General features: G+C 47.8%; 16 protein-coding genes. 9 read left to right on the top strand and 7 right to left on the bottom strand.

Annotation, left to right across the window (positions count from 1 at the left end; translation table 11 throughout):
• Positions 1 to 72: 72 nt before the first annotated feature.
• Genes ACO08K_RS14765 through ACO08K_RS14755 form a run of 3 tightly spaced genes read left to right on the top strand, consistent with a single transcriptional unit; the run spans position 73 to position 4,637 of the window.
• Positions 73 to 2,280 (top strand): TonB-dependent receptor, encoded by a 2,208-nt coding sequence (locus ACO08K_RS14765; RefSeq protein ID WP_421797175.1) that lies wholly within the window; start codon positions 73 to 75, stop codon positions 2,278 to 2,280.
• A gap of 39 nt (positions 2,281 to 2,319) precedes the next feature.
• On the top strand, positions 2,320 to 3,381 hold the full coding sequence (locus ACO08K_RS14760) for an aminotransferase class I/II-fold pyridoxal phosphate-dependent enzyme (RefSeq protein ID WP_421797174.1): 1,062 nt from the start codon (positions 2,320 to 2,322) through the stop codon (positions 3,379 to 3,381).
• Complete coding sequence (locus tag ACO08K_RS14755; RefSeq protein WP_421797173.1) at positions 3,378 to 4,637, top strand: serine hydrolase; 1,260 nt, start codon at positions 3,378 to 3,380, stop codon at positions 4,635 to 4,637. The genes ACO08K_RS14760 and ACO08K_RS14755 overlap by 4 nt, the downstream gene beginning before the upstream one ends.
• Positions 4,638 to 4,746: 109 nt before the next feature.
• Here ACO08K_RS14755 and ACO08K_RS14750 read toward each other — a convergent pair whose 3' ends face one another.
• The 3 genes from ACO08K_RS14750 to ACO08K_RS14740 form a co-directional block, all read right to left on the bottom strand.
• Positions 4,747 to 6,093: a sensor histidine kinase gene (locus tag ACO08K_RS14750; RefSeq protein ID WP_421797172.1), complete on the bottom strand. Its 1,347-nt coding sequence runs from the start codon at positions 6,091 to 6,093 to the stop codon at positions 4,747 to 4,749.
• Between the two features lie 10 nt (positions 6,094 to 6,103).
• A complete protein-coding gene (locus tag ACO08K_RS14745) occupies positions 6,104 to 7,498 on the bottom strand; it encodes a sigma-54-dependent transcriptional regulator (protein ID WP_421797171.1) in 1,395 nt (464 codons plus the stop codon).
• A gap of 199 nt (positions 7,499 to 7,697) precedes the next feature.
• The gene (locus tag ACO08K_RS14740; protein ID WP_421797170.1) at positions 7,698 to 8,078 is read right to left on the bottom strand and encodes a DUF7009 family protein; all 381 of its coding nucleotides are present in this window, start codon (positions 8,076 to 8,078) and stop codon (positions 7,698 to 7,700) included.
• 94 nt (positions 8,079 to 8,172) lie between these two features.
• Between ACO08K_RS14740 and ACO08K_RS14735 the strand changes: the two genes are divergently transcribed.
• From ACO08K_RS14735 to ACO08K_RS14725, 3 genes are all read left to right on the top strand, one after another.
• Positions 8,173 to 9,036, top strand: a complete 864-nt coding sequence (locus tag ACO08K_RS14735) for an OmpA family protein (protein ID WP_421797169.1) — start codon at positions 8,173 to 8,175, stop codon at positions 9,034 to 9,036.
• Between the two features lie 89 nt (positions 9,037 to 9,125).
• Complete coding sequence (locus tag ACO08K_RS14730) at positions 9,126 to 10,424, top strand: helix-hairpin-helix domain-containing protein (protein ID WP_421797168.1); 1,299 nt, start codon at positions 9,126 to 9,128, stop codon at positions 10,422 to 10,424.
• Positions 10,425 to 10,526: 102 nt separating this feature from the next.
• Entirely contained in the window at positions 10,527 to 11,051 is a 525-nt protein-coding gene (locus tag ACO08K_RS14725; protein WP_421797167.1) for a hypothetical protein, read from the top strand.
• Between the two features lie 116 nt (positions 11,052 to 11,167).
• Here the strand turns inward: ACO08K_RS14725 and msrB are convergent, their stop codons facing one another.
• The 4 genes from msrB to ACO08K_RS14705 all read right to left on the bottom strand — a co-directional run bounded on the left by msrB (position 11,168) and on the right by ACO08K_RS14705 (position 16,448).
• Complete coding sequence (gene msrB / locus ACO08K_RS14720) at positions 11,168 to 11,638, bottom strand: peptide-methionine (R)-S-oxide reductase MsrB (protein WP_421797166.1); 471 nt, start codon at positions 11,636 to 11,638, stop codon at positions 11,168 to 11,170.
• A 207-nt stretch (positions 11,639 to 11,845) separates the two neighbouring features.
• On the bottom strand, positions 11,846 to 12,475 hold the full coding sequence (locus ACO08K_RS14715; protein ID WP_421797165.1) for a DUF937 domain-containing protein: 630 nt from the start codon (positions 12,473 to 12,475) through the stop codon (positions 11,846 to 11,848).
• A gap of 89 nt (positions 12,476 to 12,564) precedes the next feature.
• Positions 12,565 to 13,959, bottom strand: coding sequence for a transglycosylase SLT domain-containing protein (locus ACO08K_RS14710; protein WP_421797164.1), 1,395 nt, complete (start codon positions 13,957 to 13,959; stop codon positions 12,565 to 12,567).
• Between the two features lie 245 nt (positions 13,960 to 14,204).
• The gene (locus ACO08K_RS14705; protein ID WP_421797163.1) at positions 14,205 to 16,448 is read right to left on the bottom strand and encodes an efflux RND transporter permease subunit; all 2,244 of its coding nucleotides are present in this window, start codon (positions 16,446 to 16,448) and stop codon (positions 14,205 to 14,207) included.
• A 141-nt stretch (positions 16,449 to 16,589) separates the two neighbouring features.
• Here ACO08K_RS14705 and ACO08K_RS14700 point away from each other — a divergent pair, with 141 nt between their 5' ends.
• The 3 genes from ACO08K_RS14700 to ACO08K_RS14690 all read left to right on the top strand — a co-directional run bounded on the left by ACO08K_RS14700 (position 16,590) and on the right by ACO08K_RS14690 (position 18,613).
• Positions 16,590 to 17,378: a YwqG family protein gene (locus tag ACO08K_RS14700; protein WP_421797162.1), complete on the top strand. Its 789-nt coding sequence runs from the start codon at positions 16,590 to 16,592 to the stop codon at positions 17,376 to 17,378.
• 91 nt (positions 17,379 to 17,469) lie between these two features.
• Complete coding sequence (locus ACO08K_RS14695; RefSeq protein WP_421797161.1) at positions 17,470 to 18,066, top strand: ribonuclease HII; 597 nt, start codon at positions 17,470 to 17,472, stop codon at positions 18,064 to 18,066.
• A gap of 106 nt (positions 18,067 to 18,172) precedes the next feature.
• Complete coding sequence (locus ACO08K_RS14690; protein WP_421797160.1) at positions 18,173 to 18,613, top strand: hypothetical protein; 441 nt, start codon at positions 18,173 to 18,175, stop codon at positions 18,611 to 18,613.
• Positions 18,614 to 18,715: the final 102 nt, after the last annotated feature.

The following is an 18,715-nucleotide window of genomic DNA, read 5'->3' as shown; positions in this document are numbered from 1 at the left end:
TTACTAGCTTTAAGTACAGTATGCTCATTTTAGCTAATTTTGTTCATTATTTCCCATCGAAACAGCCTTTGAATGAGAAAACTGCTTTGCGCCTTACTGATCCTCCCCGCTATTTCCCTTTTTTCCCAAAACACCGTCAGCATCAAAGTTCGGGATGCTCTTACCCAGGAGCCCTTGCCCGGTGCGGCCATTTTGGTGGAGGGGTTCAACATTGGGGGGCAGACCGATTCGGCGGGCGTGCTCATGCTGAAGGATGTTCCAGCTGGGGCTCATACCCTCCAATGCCGTTATTTAGGCTACCGCACCCAACAACGCAGTGCTACTTTTCCCCTGGCCAAAAATGTACAAATTGTCTTCTCGCTTTTTGAAGTAGAGGAGGAGCTGGAGGAAATAGTCATTCGGAGCACCCGCAGCAGCAGGGGCATTGCACGGATTCCGAGCAGGGTGGAAGTCATTGCCCTGGAAGAACTGGAAGAGAAAATCAACATGAAACCCGGCGACGTCCGCATGTTGCTCAACGAAAGTACGGGCATCCAAACCCAACAAACCTCCGCTACCTCGGCCAATGCCTCCATTCGGATTCAGGGCCTGGACGGGCGCTACACCCAGTTGCTGCGCGATGGGTTGCCACTGTATTCGGGTTTGTCCAGTGGTTTGGGCTTGTTGCAAATTTTGCCCCTCGATCTCAAACAGGTGGAAGTCATCAAAGGCTCCGCTTCGACGCTTTACGGCGGCGGAGCGATTGCTGGCTTGGTCAATTTTATCACCCGCCAGCCCGAAGAAAAACCCCTTACCCGCCTGTTGGCCAATATTACCTCAGCTGGGGGGCTCGACTTAAGCGCATACACTAGCCGCAAACTCGATGATGACGTGGGTTTTACCCTCCTGGCATCGCGTAACTCCGGCTCTTCCTACGACCCTGCCGATATTGGTTTTTCCGCCATTCCCCGGTTCAATCGACTGAGTATCAATCCCCGCTTTTGGTTCTATTTTCAGGAAAACACCACCATTCAAGCCGGATTCAATTACAGCACAGAAAACCGCCTGGGGGGCGACATGAAATACATTCGGGGACTGGCGCAGTGGGGCTATTTTGAACGGAACAAAAGCAATCGTTTTGCGACCCAATTGCAAATCGACCACAAGTTCAACAAACGGCTTCAGTTTAGCTTGCGCAATAGCATCGGGCGCTTTAATCGCGACCTGACCCAATCTCAATACCGCTTTGATGGGGCTCAATTGAACTCTTTTTCAGAAATTCATGCTCGCTTGCGCCCGGACAATGACCGGGAGCTGATCGCCGGGATCAACTACCAAAGCGAACATTTTGAGGAAGGCACCCTACAAACCCGCCAAAACCCCCTACCCCCACGCAATTACAACCTGCGCAACTTTGGCACTTTTGCCCAATATACCTGGAGCCCAACCGAGCAATACACCCTGGAAGCGGGCTTGCGCACGGATTTGATTCAACACTACGGTGCGTCGGTATTGCCTCGTCTGGCCGTTTTGTACAAAATGACTGAAGCAATTTCAGCCCGGATCAACATTGGTCTGGGGTACAAAGCCCCCACTTTGTTTACTGAAGAAAGTGAAGCCCTGGCTTATCGGGGTATTGCGTTGCCTGATGCAAACGCACTCCGCCTGGAGCGGTCTTTTGGGGTTAACTTCGACTTCAATTACCAGGGCAGTTTTGAATTGCCGTTTTTGGATGAGGAAATCACCTACAGCTGGAACCAGTTGTTTTTTTATACCCAATTGAACCATCCTTTGATTTTGGAAGCTCAAAACCAAGGATCGCCCTATCACTTCATCAACCTGGAGGGCAATTACACCACCCGGGGTCTTGAAACGAATTTTAAATTCAGCTACCGGGAGCCATGGAAGTTATTTGTAGGCTATACCCTGACCGACGCCAAACGTAAAGACGGCGGCGCTTCGATACAATTGCCCCTGACGCCCAAACACCGGATCAATACCGTGCTGATGTATGAATTGGAAGACCAGTGGCGCTTTGGCCTGGAGGCTTATTATTTTAGCCCCCAGCGCCTGAGTGATGAAGATGTACGGAGCAAGGCCTATTGGATTTGTGGGTTCATGGGCGAAAAAAGCTGGGATAAGTACACGTTTTTTCTCAACTTTGAAAACTTTTTGGATGCCCGGCAAACCCGCTACGGGCCGATTTATTCCGGTTTTCCCAACAACCCTTTGTTTAAAGAAATTTATGCGCCGATGGATGGTTTTGTGGTGAATGCGGGCGTGAAGATTACTTTTGAATAGTTAAACAAAATAGCCAGCAAGTAGATAGATTTTTACAACATGTACACAATCAATCAACTCCCCGGTCGATGCACCCAAATCGAGGGAGAAAACTGGCTTTATTTCAGTGGTACAGGCTACCTGGGCGCAGCCTGGAATGATGATTTGCAAGCACTGGTGCAGGAAGGCATCCAGAAATTTGGTTTGCATTTTGGAGGTTCGCGCTTGTCCAATATCCAAATCAATATTTTTGGCGAAGCCGAAGCATTTTTGGCTCAACACGTTGGCGCAGAACAAGCCTTGTTGTTGTCGTCAGGCACCCTGGCCGGGCAATTGTTGATGAAAGTTTTGGGCGCTCATGGGGAAGTATTTCCTGCGCCGGGTGCACATCCGGCCATTTGGGCAGGGACAGGGCCAAGCATAAAAAACTGGGATGATTGGGTGGGAAAAGTACAAGAACTGGCGAGCCAGTCTGGCCCTCCTTTGATCCTGGCCGCCAATTCGGTGGATCCTTTGTATGTGAGGCAGTTTGATTTTAGTTGGTTACAACATTTGAAACCTCAACGGGAATTGATCGTCGTGATCGACGATTCACATGGATTTGGGGTGCTGGGCGAAAATGGTAGCGGTATTTATCCACAAATTATTTTGCCTGCTGGTGCTGAATTGTTGGTTGTAAGTTCATTGGGTAAGGCCTTGGGGATTCCGGCTGGGGTAATCCTGGGCCCAAAATCCTGGATGGATCGTTTGCTGCGCAATCCGTATTTTGGTGGGGCATCACCACCTTCACCCGCTTTTTTGTGGGCCTTGTTGCAAGGACAGGAGATTTATACAAAAGCCCGGCAGAAACTGCAACTAAATGTCCATCAATTCGTACAATATTTATCGACTGAATCAGATTTTCATTTTTTTCCAGAATATCCCGTATTTTATACCGCAAATTCTGGATTAGCTGCGTTTTTAGCAGAGCGGAAAATCCTGATTTCCAGTTTTCCATACCCCACGCCACAGGATGACCTGGTTACTCGCATCGTGTTGAGCAGTCTACATACTGATGGCGACATTAAAGCCTTGATTAAAATTCTACAGTTTAACCTTCAATCTCAAAAACCACGATCATGAGCAGATCGATCCTCATTGTTTTTTCATTGTGTTTGGCTTTTTTGCCCAATTTGAACGCACAAAAAAACACCCTGCGTTTGATTTTGGAAAAACAAGGCCCCGGGATGGACTCCATCCTCAGTAAGGTAGATCGTTACCAGGTGCAGATCATCTACACCCAGATTGATCGAGATGCCAATAATTTTCCATCTTTTCGATCCTTTACGTACAATTTGGACACCAACTTGTACTACTATCCGGCCAGTATGGTCAAAATGCCGGTTGCATTTTTAGCCCTGGAAAAACTCAACCAGATTAAGGTTGAAGGTTTGTCCAAATACAGCCCCATGCACACTGGTGCCGGACGCCCGCCCCAAACTTCCGTTTCGGAAGACACCAGTGCCGAGAATGGCCAGCCCTCAATTGCAAATTACATCAAAAAGATTTTTTTGGTAAGCGATAACGATGCCTACAATCGTTTGTACGAATTCCTGGGGCAGGAATACCTCAACAAGCAGTTGTGGAACAAAGGCTACAAACGCAGCCGCATCATTCACCGCTTGTCGGTGCCGGGCTTTGATGTGGAAAGCAACCGGTATACCAACCCAATTACTTTTTTTGACACGCTGGGCAAACCCATCTTTCAGCAAGGACAGGTGATGAGTGCCGCTTATCCGCGACTCAACTTGCGCAAACAATTGCAGGGCAAAGGTTACATCGAAGGTGATAGCACCATGATCAACCAACCTTTTGATTTTTTGAACCGCAACTATGTGGGGTTGGAAGAAATGCACGATATGCTCAAGGCGGTACTTTTTCCGGAAGCGGTGCGGCCCGATCAACGGTTTGATCTGACGGAAGCGGACTACAAATTTTTGTACAAATGTATGTCGGCTTATCCTCGTGAAAGCATGCATCCGGCTTATCCCGAACACGCCGAGGAGGACAATTACGTGAAGTTCCTCCTGTTTGGCGATAAAAAACCTCCAATGACCATCCCCAACAACATCCGTATTTTCAACAAGGTGGGCCTGGCTTATGGCTTCCTCAGCGATGTTGCCTACGTCGTCGATTTTGAAAATGGTGTTGAATTTATGGTGGCGGCCACCATCCGGGTGAACAACGATGAAATTTTTAACGATGGCAAATACGAGTACGACGAGATTGGATTGCCGTTTTTAGGAAAAGTAGGCCAGGCAATTTATGTACACGAATTGCAGCGGCCTAAGTTGGTGCGGCCGGTTTTGGCGAAGTTTAAACCAGAGGATGGTGAGTAACTTTAAGGAAGCAAAAAATATTTGAAGAAATAAACTTATTTCGGGAATCTCACAAACTCAAAACTCGCTCCCCGAAAGTTCTAAACTTTCGGGGAGCTCCAAGCAACGCTCACACCTTAAACACCAAACTAAACCTCGCCCCATTCCCCAACTGCGACTCCACTCCCAGCACCCCACCGTGCAACTGCAAAATTTGACGCGAAAGGCTCAAACCCACTCCCGTTCCATCTTCTTTTGTGGTGTAAAAAGGAATAAAAATCTGTTCCAGTTTATCCGGTTCGATGCCGGGGCCATTGTCGCTGACCTCCAGGGTGGCGCGTTGTGTCGTTTGATCGAGTGAACTGCGGATGTCGATACGGGCATTGGGTTTCCCTTCCAGGATTTCCACGGCGTTTTTGATTAGGTTGATGAGCACCATTTCAATTTGATCCTGATCCATACTGATTTCAAGCCCATCCGGTTGAATGTCATAAGTCAGTCGAATGCCTTTTTCCCGCAAGGTAGGAGCAAAAAGGGAGGTGATGCGTTGCACCAAAGGCAATACCAGTACCGGATCCATATTGGGTTTGGGAATGCTGGTAAAGGTGCGGTAGGCATTGACGAAGTTCATCAAACCATTCGTCCGGTTTTCCACCACTTCAAGGGCCTCGTTCAGGTCTTGCCAGGTTTCGGTGGGGCCGTGATCGGGTTGCTCCATTTCTTGCTGAACAATGTCGCGCATGGTGGACACCAGCGAGGCAATAGGGGTAACCGAGTTCATGATTTCATGGCGCAATACCCGAGTGAGGTTTTGCCAGGCTTCCAACTCTTTACTCTCCAGCTCGGACTGGATGTTTTGAATGGCCACCAATTTGATCAGTTTGCCCCGCATACGAATGGCGGTACTGCTGATCGACAGTTGTCGGTCTGCGGAGGCCTGGAACAATACACTTTCCCCTGAAATCAGGTTGGTCAACAAACTTTGCAACTCGGGATTATCTTCCTGTAAGTCTTTTAAAGTTTTGAGGCGATACAAACCCAAAAGCCGCAGGGCGGCATTGTTGATCAATTCAATCCTGCCCGATTCATCAAAAGCCAGCAAGCCCGTGTTGACGTGTTGAACGATGGTTTGCAGGTATTGACTATTGGCTTCTTTATCCGCGCGGACTTGCCGGAAGGCGTCCAATACATCATTGAACTGCTTGCTCAATTCCCTAAAAGTAGAATCGTCCTGATTGGCGGCGAAACGCACCGAAAAATCATCGTAACGCACCGACTCCAAAAAGCGCACCAACTTCCGATTGGTGATGTTGACGTAATTGAACAAATTGACGACCCGCCAAAGCAGTAAAATGATCAGCAAGGCGGTAAGCGCCATTTGGTTGGATTGCGGCAAAGCCCAGGCAATTGCTCCGATCAAGACCACGATCAGTAGAATACGCAAAACCAAACCGGAAGCAAAAGTGCGAAGGTACATGTGGGTTGAGTTATATTCCGTATTTTTCCAAACGACGATACAACGAAGCCCTGGTCAAGCCCAATTCCTTGGAGGCTTCACTGATGTTGCCCTGGTGTTTTTTAATGGCTTTGAGAATGGTTTCGCGCTCCATGTCTTCCAGGTTCATACTGGCCGCTGAGAGCGCATCAACATCGATGGAAGGATTAGAGCCCAACATAAAATCGTCGGGTTGTAGGGAGCCGGAATCCCGGGCCATGATCACTGCGCGTTCCATGGCATGTTGAAGTTCACGCACATTGCCCGGCCATGGGTAAGCGAGCAGGGCTTTTTTGAGGGATGAACTGATGCTGGAAATATTGCGGTTGTACTTGCGGTTGTACACCTGTAAAAAATGCTCGCTCAGCAGCAAAATGTCCTCCGCACGTTCGCGCAGGGAAGGCAGATGGATTTCGATGGTATTGATGCGGTACAATAAGTCTTGCCGGAAACTCCGGTCCTTGACCATTTCATACAGCGGCATATTGGTTGCCGAAATTACCCGTACATCAATGGGGCGTGCCTGATTGGAACCTACGCGGGTGACTACGCGGTTTTGCAGCGCAGAAAGCAGTTTGGCTTGCAATCCGGCGGTGAGGTTGCCAATTTCATCCAAAAAAATGGTCCCCCGGTTGGCTGCTTCAAAACGCCCCGGTCGGTCGTCGCGTGCATCGGTAAAAGCACCTTTGACGTGGCCAAAAAGTTCACTTTCAAACAAGGTCTCGGTGATGGCGCCAAGGTCTACTTTTACAAAATGTTCGTTAGCTCGCAGCGATTGCTGGTGAATGGCCTGGGCAACGAGTTCTTTACCCGTGCCGTTTTCGCCAAGGATTAATATGTTGGCCTCGGTTTGGGCCACCCGATTGATGGTTTCAAAAACCTTGCGCATGGCCGTACTATTGCCCAGAATTTCAGGTATAGCGTCATTGTGGGCAATTGCCAGGCCCTTTTGTTTGGCTTTCAGCTCGTCATTTTCCACTTTTGAAGCGCGGAGCTTCATGGCCGAAAGCAGGGTAGCCAGTAGTTTTTCGTTTTCCCAGGGTTTGAGCACAAAATCGGTGGCGCCACCCTTAATGGCTTGCACCGCCATTTCCACATCGCCATAAGCAGTAATCAGGATGACCACCGCTGAAGGGTCAATTTGCAGGATGCGCTCCAGCCAAAAAAAACCTTCCTTGCCACTGCTGCGATCTTTGGTAAAATTCATGTCCAACAAAATCACATCGTAGCGCATGTTGTGCAACAGTGTCGGCAAATTTTCAGGATTGCGTTCGGTTTCCACTTGGCTGAAGTGGCGTTTTAGAAAAAGTTTGGCTGCGGTAAGTACGCCCGAATTGTCGTCTACCACCAATATTGCGCCTGGGTGAAGGTCTGATTTATCTTGCATATACCATCAATCAATATAAACGTACACTAAAATAAGGGCAAAGGCTAAGCCAAAAATGCTGAGGATGACAGGGTGAGCCGTAACCTAAACTTAACCAAAGCTTTATAGATGCAATGATACAAAAAAAATGCATGAGAGATAAAAAAAGTGTTCAAAATCGGACACTTTGGTGTTCGAAAATGAACCGGAATGCCCAGGTTCAACAGGAAAGATCATCCTTGGGGGCCAGTTCAAAAAAGGTATCCTGCAGGTCTTTTTCTTCGGTATGCCGACAGGGAAAATCCTTCTCAATCAATAATTGTAAGTATTGACCATCACTGTAAGCCTGTTGGTGTTCAATACTCACTTCTTCACTATTGATCCAATTGTTGGCGAGCTCGGTGGGTAGAAGTATCGTAATTTGTTGGGCTGTGTAGTTGGCTTGAGGGTGTTCGGCCAGCCCCAATTTGAGGATGTATTCCAATTTTATCCCCGGGGCAAAATTAATGGGGACGCTTACTTCACCCTGGCTTTGTAATGCATCCAGATCCGATTTGCGCACCCGCAAGCGGATGCTATTGGCGGTACAGCGCAGTTTCATGTTCGTGATTTTTTTAACATCTTTTCAAAGAAATAGGAAAAAAAACAATTTTGCGGCTTTAAAACCTGTTTAAAAACGCAAGAACCATTACATAATGAGAAATTTATTACCCATTCTTGCCTTTATTGCCCTGGCTGTGTTGGCCGGTTGGTGGTGCGTTTGCCTGATTCTTGGCTATTGTGGCCCAAAAACGGAAGTCAACAACGACAACGAGCGTCTCAAAACCCTGGCCTTTAATCACGGCACCAAAACCATTCTCCAAGCTTACGACCATTTCGCTTTTGATACTGGACAGGTTGCACCCAAACTCAACGCCAATAACGCACTTTTTTTGGACAAAATCACTGCGTATTTGCAGGAAAACCCCAGTTTGCTGCTCAACATCACGGGGGGCTTTGGCATTGACGAAGAAGGACTAAACCGAGGCTTTTTCGAAAACCTGGGTCTGGCTCGTGCCAATGCTGTGCGCGAATTACTCATTCAGCGCAAACTCGATCCCGCTCGCATTACCTTGAGTTTCAATACTGGCGCAGGAGCCATCCGCCAACAGCCCATTACATTTGATGCCTATACTTCGGCACAAAGTGTGGACTTCGTGCCTTTGGCCTATACTTTTGAGGACATGACTTTTTCGGATGAAAGTTTTGCCCCTAATGGCGCTGAGTTTCGGCCTATTTTGCCCCTGGTGGAATACGCTGATTCCGTACGCAAATTTTTGGCTTTACACAAAGAGAGAGGACTCAGCATCATTGGCCATACCGACAACCAGGGCGATGTAAAGGCGAATCTGGCATTGGGCACACAACGCGCCCAAAACGTACTGCGTTACTTTCGGGAACTGGGCATTCCTCCCCGTCAAATGGCCGCTTTCTCAGAAGGTGGAAAACACCCTGTCAGTGACAACAATACAGAAGTAGGTCAGCGGCGCAATCGCAGAATTAATTTTATCATCGAGTAGAGCATCTGACTTTTCATTAAAGTAATTAAATTGCGTCAAATCGGGCGTGAACCTAATCCATAACGAGCCCAATCCACAACGTACAGCATATGGAAAACTTAAATCAACTCTTCAGCAACCTGGGTACCGAACAAAGTATCTTAATCCTTAGCTGGTTGATCATTGCCTTTTTGTTTGGCTTATTGGCAGGCTATTTTTTGCGCAACCGCTATGTCAATGAGTTGAATCGCCAATTGGAAGAAAAAGATCAATTGCTGACGGCAAGGCAGCTAGAGTTGGATCAAGTTCAACATGAATTGTCGCTGAAAGAAGCTGATTTGAAACGAGCAGCCTTTGAAGCAGAAGAGGCTCAATTGAAAATTCGCCGAGGAGCAGAAGAAGTGGCCAGGCTAAACCAACTGGTGGCTTCAGCACAGGTGGAATTGGACAAAATGAAGGCCGAAGAACAGGCTTCAGCCAGCATCATCAATGACCTGAATGATCAAATTTTGGGCCTTAAAACCAAAAATGCCCAGCTGGTGGAAGGTGGTGCAACTCCTGTGGACGTACCTGTAGGTGGAAGTGGTGAAGCGCTTGATCGTTTGGGTGCCATCGAAATGCAGTTGGCCCGGCTCACCGAAGAAAACTCGGCTTTGTTGCGGAAATTGGGAGAATCTAGCGAAGGTCCTTTTGCAGAACAGCAACCCCTACCCACAACGGATGCTCAACCTACGCCTGAGACCAACATCAGTGAACCTGCTGGTGAGTTTTTTGTACCCAAAGTAATTCCTGCGGAGCCAGAACCAGTACAAGAAACCCCCAATTTCGGAAACGAACCTTCTACCTTGTTCAACGCCGACAAGGTTTTGCTGCGCACGGGAGATAAAAACGACCTCACCGCCATTGAAGGCATTGGCCCATTTTTAGAAAAGAAACTCAATGATGCAGGGGTGTTTACCTACGCAGACATTGCAGCATGGGATGCTGAAAAAATTGCCGAAATAACCACAAAAATCAGCTTTTTTGAAGGTCGTATTGAAAAGGATGACTGGGTTGGACAAGCTAAAAAGCTAATTGATGAAACCCCAGAAGAATTTGCTGAGGCCAGCACCATTGCGGAGGCGCGTAGCCTGGAGCTAGAAGAAATCCATGTTGTACCTGCCTTGAACGACCTCAAATTGATCCTGGGCATTGACGAAGCGATTGAAAAAATCCTGTTCACGGCGGGCATCAATTCCTTTGCCGAATTGGCCAAAATGGACCCCGATGAAATCCGCAATATTCTGGTGGTAGTCGACCCGGCTCTGAATGGCGTTGATCCAAGTGCATGGCCCGCTCAAGCCAGACTAGCGCTTGACGAGGAATGGGACGTTTTGCACGACTACCAGGAACAACTGAAAGCAAGCTGATTCCTCCCGGGTAGAGGTGAAAAATTGAAAGAGAAAAGATTGCATGGTGTGTGAAATCCTTTTATTTTTAAAGAATTATAGGATTAAACATACACCTACTCCATGAGTACCGAGAGGAAAAACCCTATTTTGGTTACGGTCACGGTATTGACCGCGATCGTCGGATTAGTCACCGCACTGTACAAATGTGGTGCCGAACAGCAAAATTTTCTTAAGGCGGTCAATACCCCCACCCACCAGGAGGAAAAAAAGTTTGAGGAGCCTAACAACACTTCATCAGAAGTCTCCAACACCGCTATTTCCGTACCTAAGCCACCCCCACCCCCACCGACTACGAGTACCAATGTCAGTATCATTTATACCGGTGACCAATTTGGCTGCACTCTGCCCATTAGCATCACCATTGGAGACAAGACCTTTCAACCCACTAGCAATGCCTATACTGCCTACAATATTCCCTTGGGTACGCAACAATACCGCATTCAGGGCAACATCACTTGTACCAGCATCGGTGGTTGTACTGCTTATGGAGAAGGGCTGATCAATGTACGGGAAAACGCCACTTTTGCCATTCGCTGGCAAAACACCGCTTATGCTCAGTGCTCGATTGGCCTGTTCGAACAATAAATAAACTAAGGTGCCCTTAGGTGTGTGTCTAAGGTGGTTCAATTTAAACGGCCTGTAGGACCTAAGTTTATTTAGAACCACCTTAGGGCACTTTAGAAATCAGCTAAGCTATTTTTTTACTTCGTCTTCGCTTTTTCAAAAACCAGCGCCGCACTATTCATACAATACCGAAGCCCGGTTGGTCGGGGCCCATCGTCAAAAACGTGGCCTAAATGTGCATCACAACGGCTGCAAACCACTTCGGTACGAGCCATGCCATGGCTGTCGTCTCCTTTTACCTGCACGTGTTTAGGATCAACGGGTTTGAAAAAGCTCGGCCAACCTGTACCTGATTCAAATTTTGCAGCAGAATTGAACAATTCCAGCTCGCAACAAACACATTTGTACACACCTTTTTCGTGGTTGTCCCAATAGGCATTTTGAAAAGCGCGCTCCGTTCCAGCTTGTCTGGTTACGTAGTATTGCTGTGCGGTAAGTTGTTTTTTCCACTCTGCATCCGTTTTTTTGATTTTTTGGATGCTGTCTTGCGCATAAATGCTTACGCTAAGGAGTAGGGCAACCAGCCCCAGGAAAAGTTTATTGATCATTGTTAGAACGTTAGTTTGAAAAAATGCTGTGGATGATGAGGTACATCAAATAGATAATGATCAATACGGAAAAAGGTTGTAGATGGTTTATAATCCCCTACTTGATAGTGCTCAATCTGTCCTGAGCGATACATTTTCGCACAATGAAAATGGGCTGGTGCAATATCTACTGCACCAGCCCAAATCCTGAACTTATAAATGCCTGTGTTATTTTTTGCCACCAAACAATCCACCCAATCCGCCCAAAAGGTCGTCGGTGAAATCGCCGTCGCCGTCTTTATCCAGGAACTGGCCAATCATGTCCATGGCTGGATTGCCGCTGGCTTTTTTCTGCTGGGTGCCTTGCAGCATATTGAGGATGCCGCCGATGTCGAAACCGCCGCCACCTTGTTTGCCTGTTTTGCTGAGTGCGCTCAAAATGATGGGTGCCAACATGGACATCAAATTGCCCGTTTTGTCGCCACTCAAGCCACTCATTTTGCTGATCATGTCGATGATGCCACCTTGTTTGCCGCCCAAGAGTGAATTCACAATACCTGCACCATTTTGCATCAAGCTAGCTTGACCACCTGCTTGGCCACCACCACCAGAGACCATGTTCATCACGTCATCGATGATGCTGCCGTCTCCATCTGCATCCAGCATGCCCAACAGGCCACTGGCACCCTGTTCAGTTGCAGCGGTTTTGGACATCGCAGAAGACATCGCTGCTACAATACCATTGGCTGCAGCACGAGTTTGTTCTCTTTCCGCACCGCCGATTTGTTGGCTCAAATTATCGATGAAATTGTCATCGTTCAAGTGTTGATCAAGGATATCGGCAAATTGATTTGACATGATGTTGATTTTTGTAGTAAGTAAAATAAAAAAACTTACTCAAAAGACGGCTGCCTTTTGAGTAAGTCACTTTATTGGGCTAAAAAAAGCTAAAGTTTGCGGATTTTTAGTCGAGTCCCGGCACGAATGATGCGATTGGAGTTGAGTTCGTTTATTTTGAGGATATCCTGCAAATTGGTACCCGGAAAACGATCGGCAATTTCAAAAATACTTTCTGGCCGCGTTGTTACGTAATACTGAAACGATTCTTGCTCAGGTGCCAGGTCTTTGGCCGAGGGAGCGGCTATTTTTGCTGCTGGCTCCAACAAACCCAATTGCAGCATCGGAATCAGGCTGAAGGTTTCCATTCGCTCAACGCGCAATTTCCAATTCTTGGCGCGGAAAATTTTGAGGAACTGGCCAGGAGCGATCGCAGTGGAATCCAGTTTGTTCCACTCTTTGATCTTGTCTACGGTACAGCCGTACATTTTGGCCAATGCTTCCAGGGTTTCGCCAGTGCTCACTTCGTGGCTTTCTTCTACGAGGGCACTTGCTGCGGACACGTCGCGCACTTTAGGCGCGTTCATGCTGCTGATCAACTCTGGTTTAACTGCACCATCCGGGCGATTGCTTTCCAAATAAACCCGTACTTTTTCCATGACCTTGGAAGGCATGGTCAGATAGTACCCACGGGCACTGGCGGGGATGGACTTGCGGTTGAAAGCCGGATTGAGAAACTCGATGGTTTCGATACTCACCCCGGTTAGTTTTGCAACTTCTTCAAAACTCAAATCCTGATGCACCAGAATAGAGGTAGTCAGCAACAGTTCCTCCGCTGGGAACTTTGGAGTCAGCCCGTGTTTGTCGAAGTGCTCCAACAAATAGCTGGCTGCAATAAAAGCTGGTACATAGTTGGCGGTTTCCTTGGGCAAATCACCACGGATGGCCCAATAGTTGGTGCCACGCCCCCGCTTGAGGGCACGAATCACCCGACCACTCCCCGAATTATAGGCAGCAATTGCCAATTCCCAGTCCGAAAACTCTTTGTACAGTTTTTTGAGGTAAGTGGCAGCAGCTTCAGTCGAACGGCGGGTATCCCGACGTTCGTCGATGTTAGCATCCACTTGTAGGCCCAGGCTGCGCCCGGTTGGAGCCATAAATTGCCACAGTCCCATTGCGCCCACCCGGGAAACAGCCCGGTTGTGCAAAGCAGACTCTACAATGGATAGTGCTTTTAGTTCTTCAGGGAGGTCATTCTGAAAGAGGACGTCTTCAAAGAGGGGGAAATAAATAAACCGACGTCCGAGCATTTGCTCTGTGCCTTCACGGCCTTTAACGAGATAAGTTCGAAGGTAGCTCATTACAACCGGATCGTATCGCGGTTTCACTACCCTGTTTTCCATCGCGTGGAGTCTGCGGGTAATTTCCGCTTCGTCCAGTTCGGTCTCGTTTGTTACTGTTTTTGCTTGGGTTACGAGGCTACAACACAGAAAGAGTGTTAGCATCGCCAGCAAAAATTTTTGACATGACGATTCCATTTGCTAAGGTTATTAATGAGTTTTGGGTGTTTTTTGCAGGCTAGTTATTGGATAAAAATACCGAGCAAGAACCCCCATTTCCCATGATTTTTGGTTATGGTTGTAATGTAAAGGTAGTAAACTTTTTCAAAGTTGTACGCACCTGCACTCCCCTTCATACGTAAATGACAGAAAAAGGATGCAAAATTCGGGCTCATTTTCAAGGAAAAGCGTCAATTTTTTTTCAAAAGCCAACGTACCAATACGGGTGCCAGCATAAGTTCTGTAAGCATTCCAGCGAACAAGGTGATGCTCGTCAGCACCCCGATGATCACACTGGTGGGGTGTTGTGAAAATAGCAGCACTAAAAAACCAAAAAAGAGAAAAACGGTGGTGAGAATAAGTGCTTTTCCGGTTTCCAACAGGGTGGTACGCAGGGCTTCTTCAACGCTGCGGCCCCGGTTGCGCTCCAGTTTGAGTTTGGCCAAAAAATGGATGGTATCGTCCACCGCAATGCCAAAAACGACTGAAAAAACGATGGAGATACCCGCATCCAGTTCTACACCCCAGTAGCCCAACAGGGCACCCGCCACAAGCAGCGGAACCAAATTGGGCACCAAAAAGATCACCATCATGCGCCAACTCCGCAGCACCAAGGCAATAATGATGCTGATCAAACCGACCGAGGAACCCAGGCCCAGCAATAAATTGCGCCGCACGTAGGCGGCATTTTTATCCATCACCAGACCAGTACCCGTTCGTTGCACTTTGACAATTTTGGGGTCGATGTTTTTGGCCATCCAGGCATCCAGTTGTTGCCCATAGGCCTTGATGTTGTCTGCACCAATGTCACTAACCCGGGAGGTAATGCGGGCTTTGCGCTCATCGCGGCTAACCAGTACTTGAGCGTTGAGCTGGGGCAGGCGCTTGGCCATGCGTTGGTATTGGGCAAACTCACCCGGGTCTTCGGGCAAACGATAGGCATCCTGGCGGTTATTGTGGGTCATCTGGTGGATGCTTTTGTAAATGGCAGTACTGGAAAAAATGGCTTGCACAAAATCGGCCTGGTGTAGCTTTTTTTCAATTTTTTCCATTTCACGCAATACTTCAAAGTCCGTCACGCGGTAATCGCCCTGGGCGTACACGGCAAATTCCATGGGACGAAAACCGGCCAGGTTTTTTTCAAAAAATAAAAAATCGCTGGTGATTTTGCTATTGCGGGGCAGGTTACTGATGATGTCGTAATTGGTGGTGATGCGGGAAATGCCCAGGAGACTGACCAAAACCAGCCCCAAGGTCGTCAGTACAATCTGACGGGGGTACTTGGCGGTAAAATCGACAATCCATTGCAGCAGGCGCTCCCAAAAGGCGTGCTCTTTCTGGGGTTGGGCAATCTGGTCGGCGCGGAACCAGGTCAGCATTACGGTAGTGAAGAGGATGACTGTGAAGTAGGCAATCATGACCCCTACTGCCGCATTGATACCAAAGTCTTTGATGGGCATGACCCGATTGCTGACCAGCGACGCAAAGCCAATCGCTGTGGTCAGGGCGGTCATAAAGGTAGCCAAACCCACGTCGCGGATGGTATTCCACATGGCCGTATTGCGCTCATTCCCTTTATGCAGTTCGTCGTTGTACTTGGACAGGATGTGAACAATGTCCGAGGTGCCAATGATCAATACCAGCACTGGGTACAATGCCGAAAGGGTATTGAGCTCGCGCACGAAACCTCCCAAAAAGCCAATGAAGAGCAAAAGCCCTAAGGCCAGTGAAACCACTGCAACTACCGTGCCCCAAATCCGCCGGAAGACCAGGTACATCACTATACTCACCAAAATGGCTGAAACGAGGGTGGCCACAATAATCTCGCGCTGTTGCAAACGCACCATTTCCTGTTGAAAATAGGGCCGACCCAGGTAGTGATAATCCTCAAACTGGTACTTTTTTACTGTTTTTTCTACTGCTGCCATCAGTTCTTTGGCGTCAGATAGCTCGATCGATTCGATTGTCTTGATGAAAATGACCAGGGTATTGCCGTCCTCCGAGATGAGGTTGCGCACAAAACGTTCGTCCTGGAGTAAACGGGCCCGATCCTGGGCATATAATTCCGGTTGGTCGATGTGAATAGCCGGGACAGTGGTGATGGCAAAGGGCGTTTTGATGGGGTAGCCAATCTTGGTCAAGGATTGAGCTTGTACCACGTGGGGTAGGTCGCGGCAATCGAGGGTGAGTTGATGAAATTTTTCCAAAAATTGCTGCTCAAAAACGCCTTCAGAACGATGTACTGCAATGAGCAAAAAGTTATCGTCGGTTTCAAAATCTTTGACAAAAGCCTTGAAAGCTTCCAGGTCGGGATCCCCCACCGGGAAAAACTGCTCGAAGTCGAAAGAAAAACGAATATTGAATGCAGCACGGACGCTCAGCAGCGACAACACTGCAAAGAGCACCAAAACCAGAATGCGAAACTGTTTCGTCATAAACACAGGATTAAGCAAGCTCTAACTCAAAACCTTTTCTTTGGTTCATTGGGATGGTAAGAGCATGTTTAAAATTTTTGACGCCGCTTCGCTTTTCGGAGCGACTTTTTATCTTTACCCCGAACAAAAATAAGTTGAATTATGCCGTTGCAGTTGCCCAGTATCCTGGAGAAATTTCAGGAAAAAGTGGAAGCTACCTTGAACCACACGATACGCATTAAGCCGAGTGCACAAGCACCCATCTATTTGTGGCAAAGCAAAATAGGTGGCAAGCCCTATTGGCCTAAAACCATGGACTACCCCAAAAGTGCGCAGGGTGAATTATTGTTTTTTCTGGCACAGTTCAATTTTGCGGAAATTCCGGCCTTGGAGGGTTTTCCGACCAAAGGAATGCTTCAATTCTTCATTGCCGCCGATGGGATGTACGGTCTGGATTTTGACCAGCCACAAGTTCAGGATAGCTTCCGGGTGGTATACCATGCCGAGGTCGTAGAGGATAGTGCATTGCTGGAAAGTGACTTTGCTTTTTTGGCCGATTTTGATCAGGATACGCCACTTCCACCAAATGCTTCCTTTGCGCTGAATTTTAGCCTGGAGGAAGAATGGCTGGGGCCGCCCGATTACCAGTTTGACCAGGTTTATTCAGAAGCATTTTTAGCCAGTTTTGGTGAGGAACAGGAAGAGATTATGGACTTTTTTTATGAGCTGGGTTCCAAATCCAGCGGTCATAAACTAGGCGGCTATGCCTTTTTTACCCAATACGACCCTCGCGACCCCGCTGTTCCGATGCAGTTGTTGTTTCAAATGGATTCAGACAGCGATATCGATACCATGTGGGGAGATATGGGCATTGCCAATTTTTTTATCCGCCAGGAAGATTTACAAGCCCTGCGTTTTGATCGGGTTTTATACAATTGGGACTGTGCATGACCAGGATTTTACATTTCATTGAAAATTTTATTTTATTTTTATGGTTATATAGTCTGATTTACGTTTCCTATTAGCACCAAAACGATCAATAATGCTTGAACCTTTTTTCGACCCGGATTTATGCGAAGCTGGCTGTGATGAAGCTGGCCGTGGATGTTTGGCCGGGCCGGTGTTCGCAGCGGCAGTTGTTTTGCCCAAGTCATTCAGGCATCCCCTTTTGAACGATTCCAAACAGCTCTCAGAGCAGCAGCGCACCGAATTGCGTTGCATCATCAAGGCAGCTGCCCTCAGCTGGGCGGTAGCTCAGGTAGATCCCGTCGAAATTGACGAAGTCAACATCCTCAATGCTTCCTTTTTGGCCATGCATCGGGCGCTGGATAAACTAGACCTACAGCCGGAACTCATTTTAGTAGATGGCAACCGCTTTACTCCTTATAAAAGCATCAAACACCAGTGTGTCATTAAAGGTGATGGCATTTACATGTCGATTGCTGCGGCATCAATATTGGCTAAAACTTACCGCGACGATTACATGGCCAACCTCGCCGACGACCACCCGCAATACGGCTGGATCGCCAACAAGGGCTACCCTACCAAAGCACATCGCGAAGCGCTGCGGCACCATGGGCCTACCCCCCATCACCGCCGGTCCTTTCGCTTGTTGCCCGAACAGATGAGCCTGTTTTAATGCTCCACATGGATTATTCAAGCATTGGTAGAGCTTCTTTCTTGGATTGTCCAAAAAAGCGGCAATACATCCCTATTTGTCGTAAATTGCTTGAAAATTTTGAACCATGAGCCAAAGCAACAAAAGCGACAACCCATGGAATGCCATCATTGGTGTCGCAGTTATCGTTATTTTTATGGTGGGGCTGTTTATGCTGGCCCGCTTTGTTTTCCGCATCTTGGCCTTTTTGTCGCCGATCATGTTGATTGCAGCTTTGATCATTGACTATACCGTAGTGACCGATTACCTAAAATGGGTTCGCAATACGTTCCGCCGCGATGCCATCGCCGGGGTGATCATCGGGATACTTTCAGTGATTGGTTTTCCGGTCCTGAGTGGTTACTTTTTGGCCCGGGCCTTATTGAAAAAACAGGTAAAAAAAGCCAAAGCAGAATACGAACGCCGTCGCGACGGTGACCTGGTGGAGTATGAAGAACTGGAAACAGATTTTCCACCGAGCTTTCGCAAGGAAAAAAGATCCATTAACGACGATGATTTGGTGCGTTAGGAACGAGAGGAAAATAAGTTGCCAAATTTAGCAAAGCTATTTTGAGTTTAGTCAACTATCTTTTGAGGCGAATAGCAAACCTATTTAACGAAAAAGATAGGA

Origin of the sequence: Haliscomenobacter sp. (genome assembly GCF_965225875.1) — a bacterium.
Taxonomy (GTDB): Bacteria; Bacteroidota; Bacteroidia; order Chitinophagales; family Saprospiraceae; genus Haliscomenobacter.
Note: the sequence above shows the minus strand (reverse complement) of the source record. Positions and strands in the feature narration are given on the sequence as shown.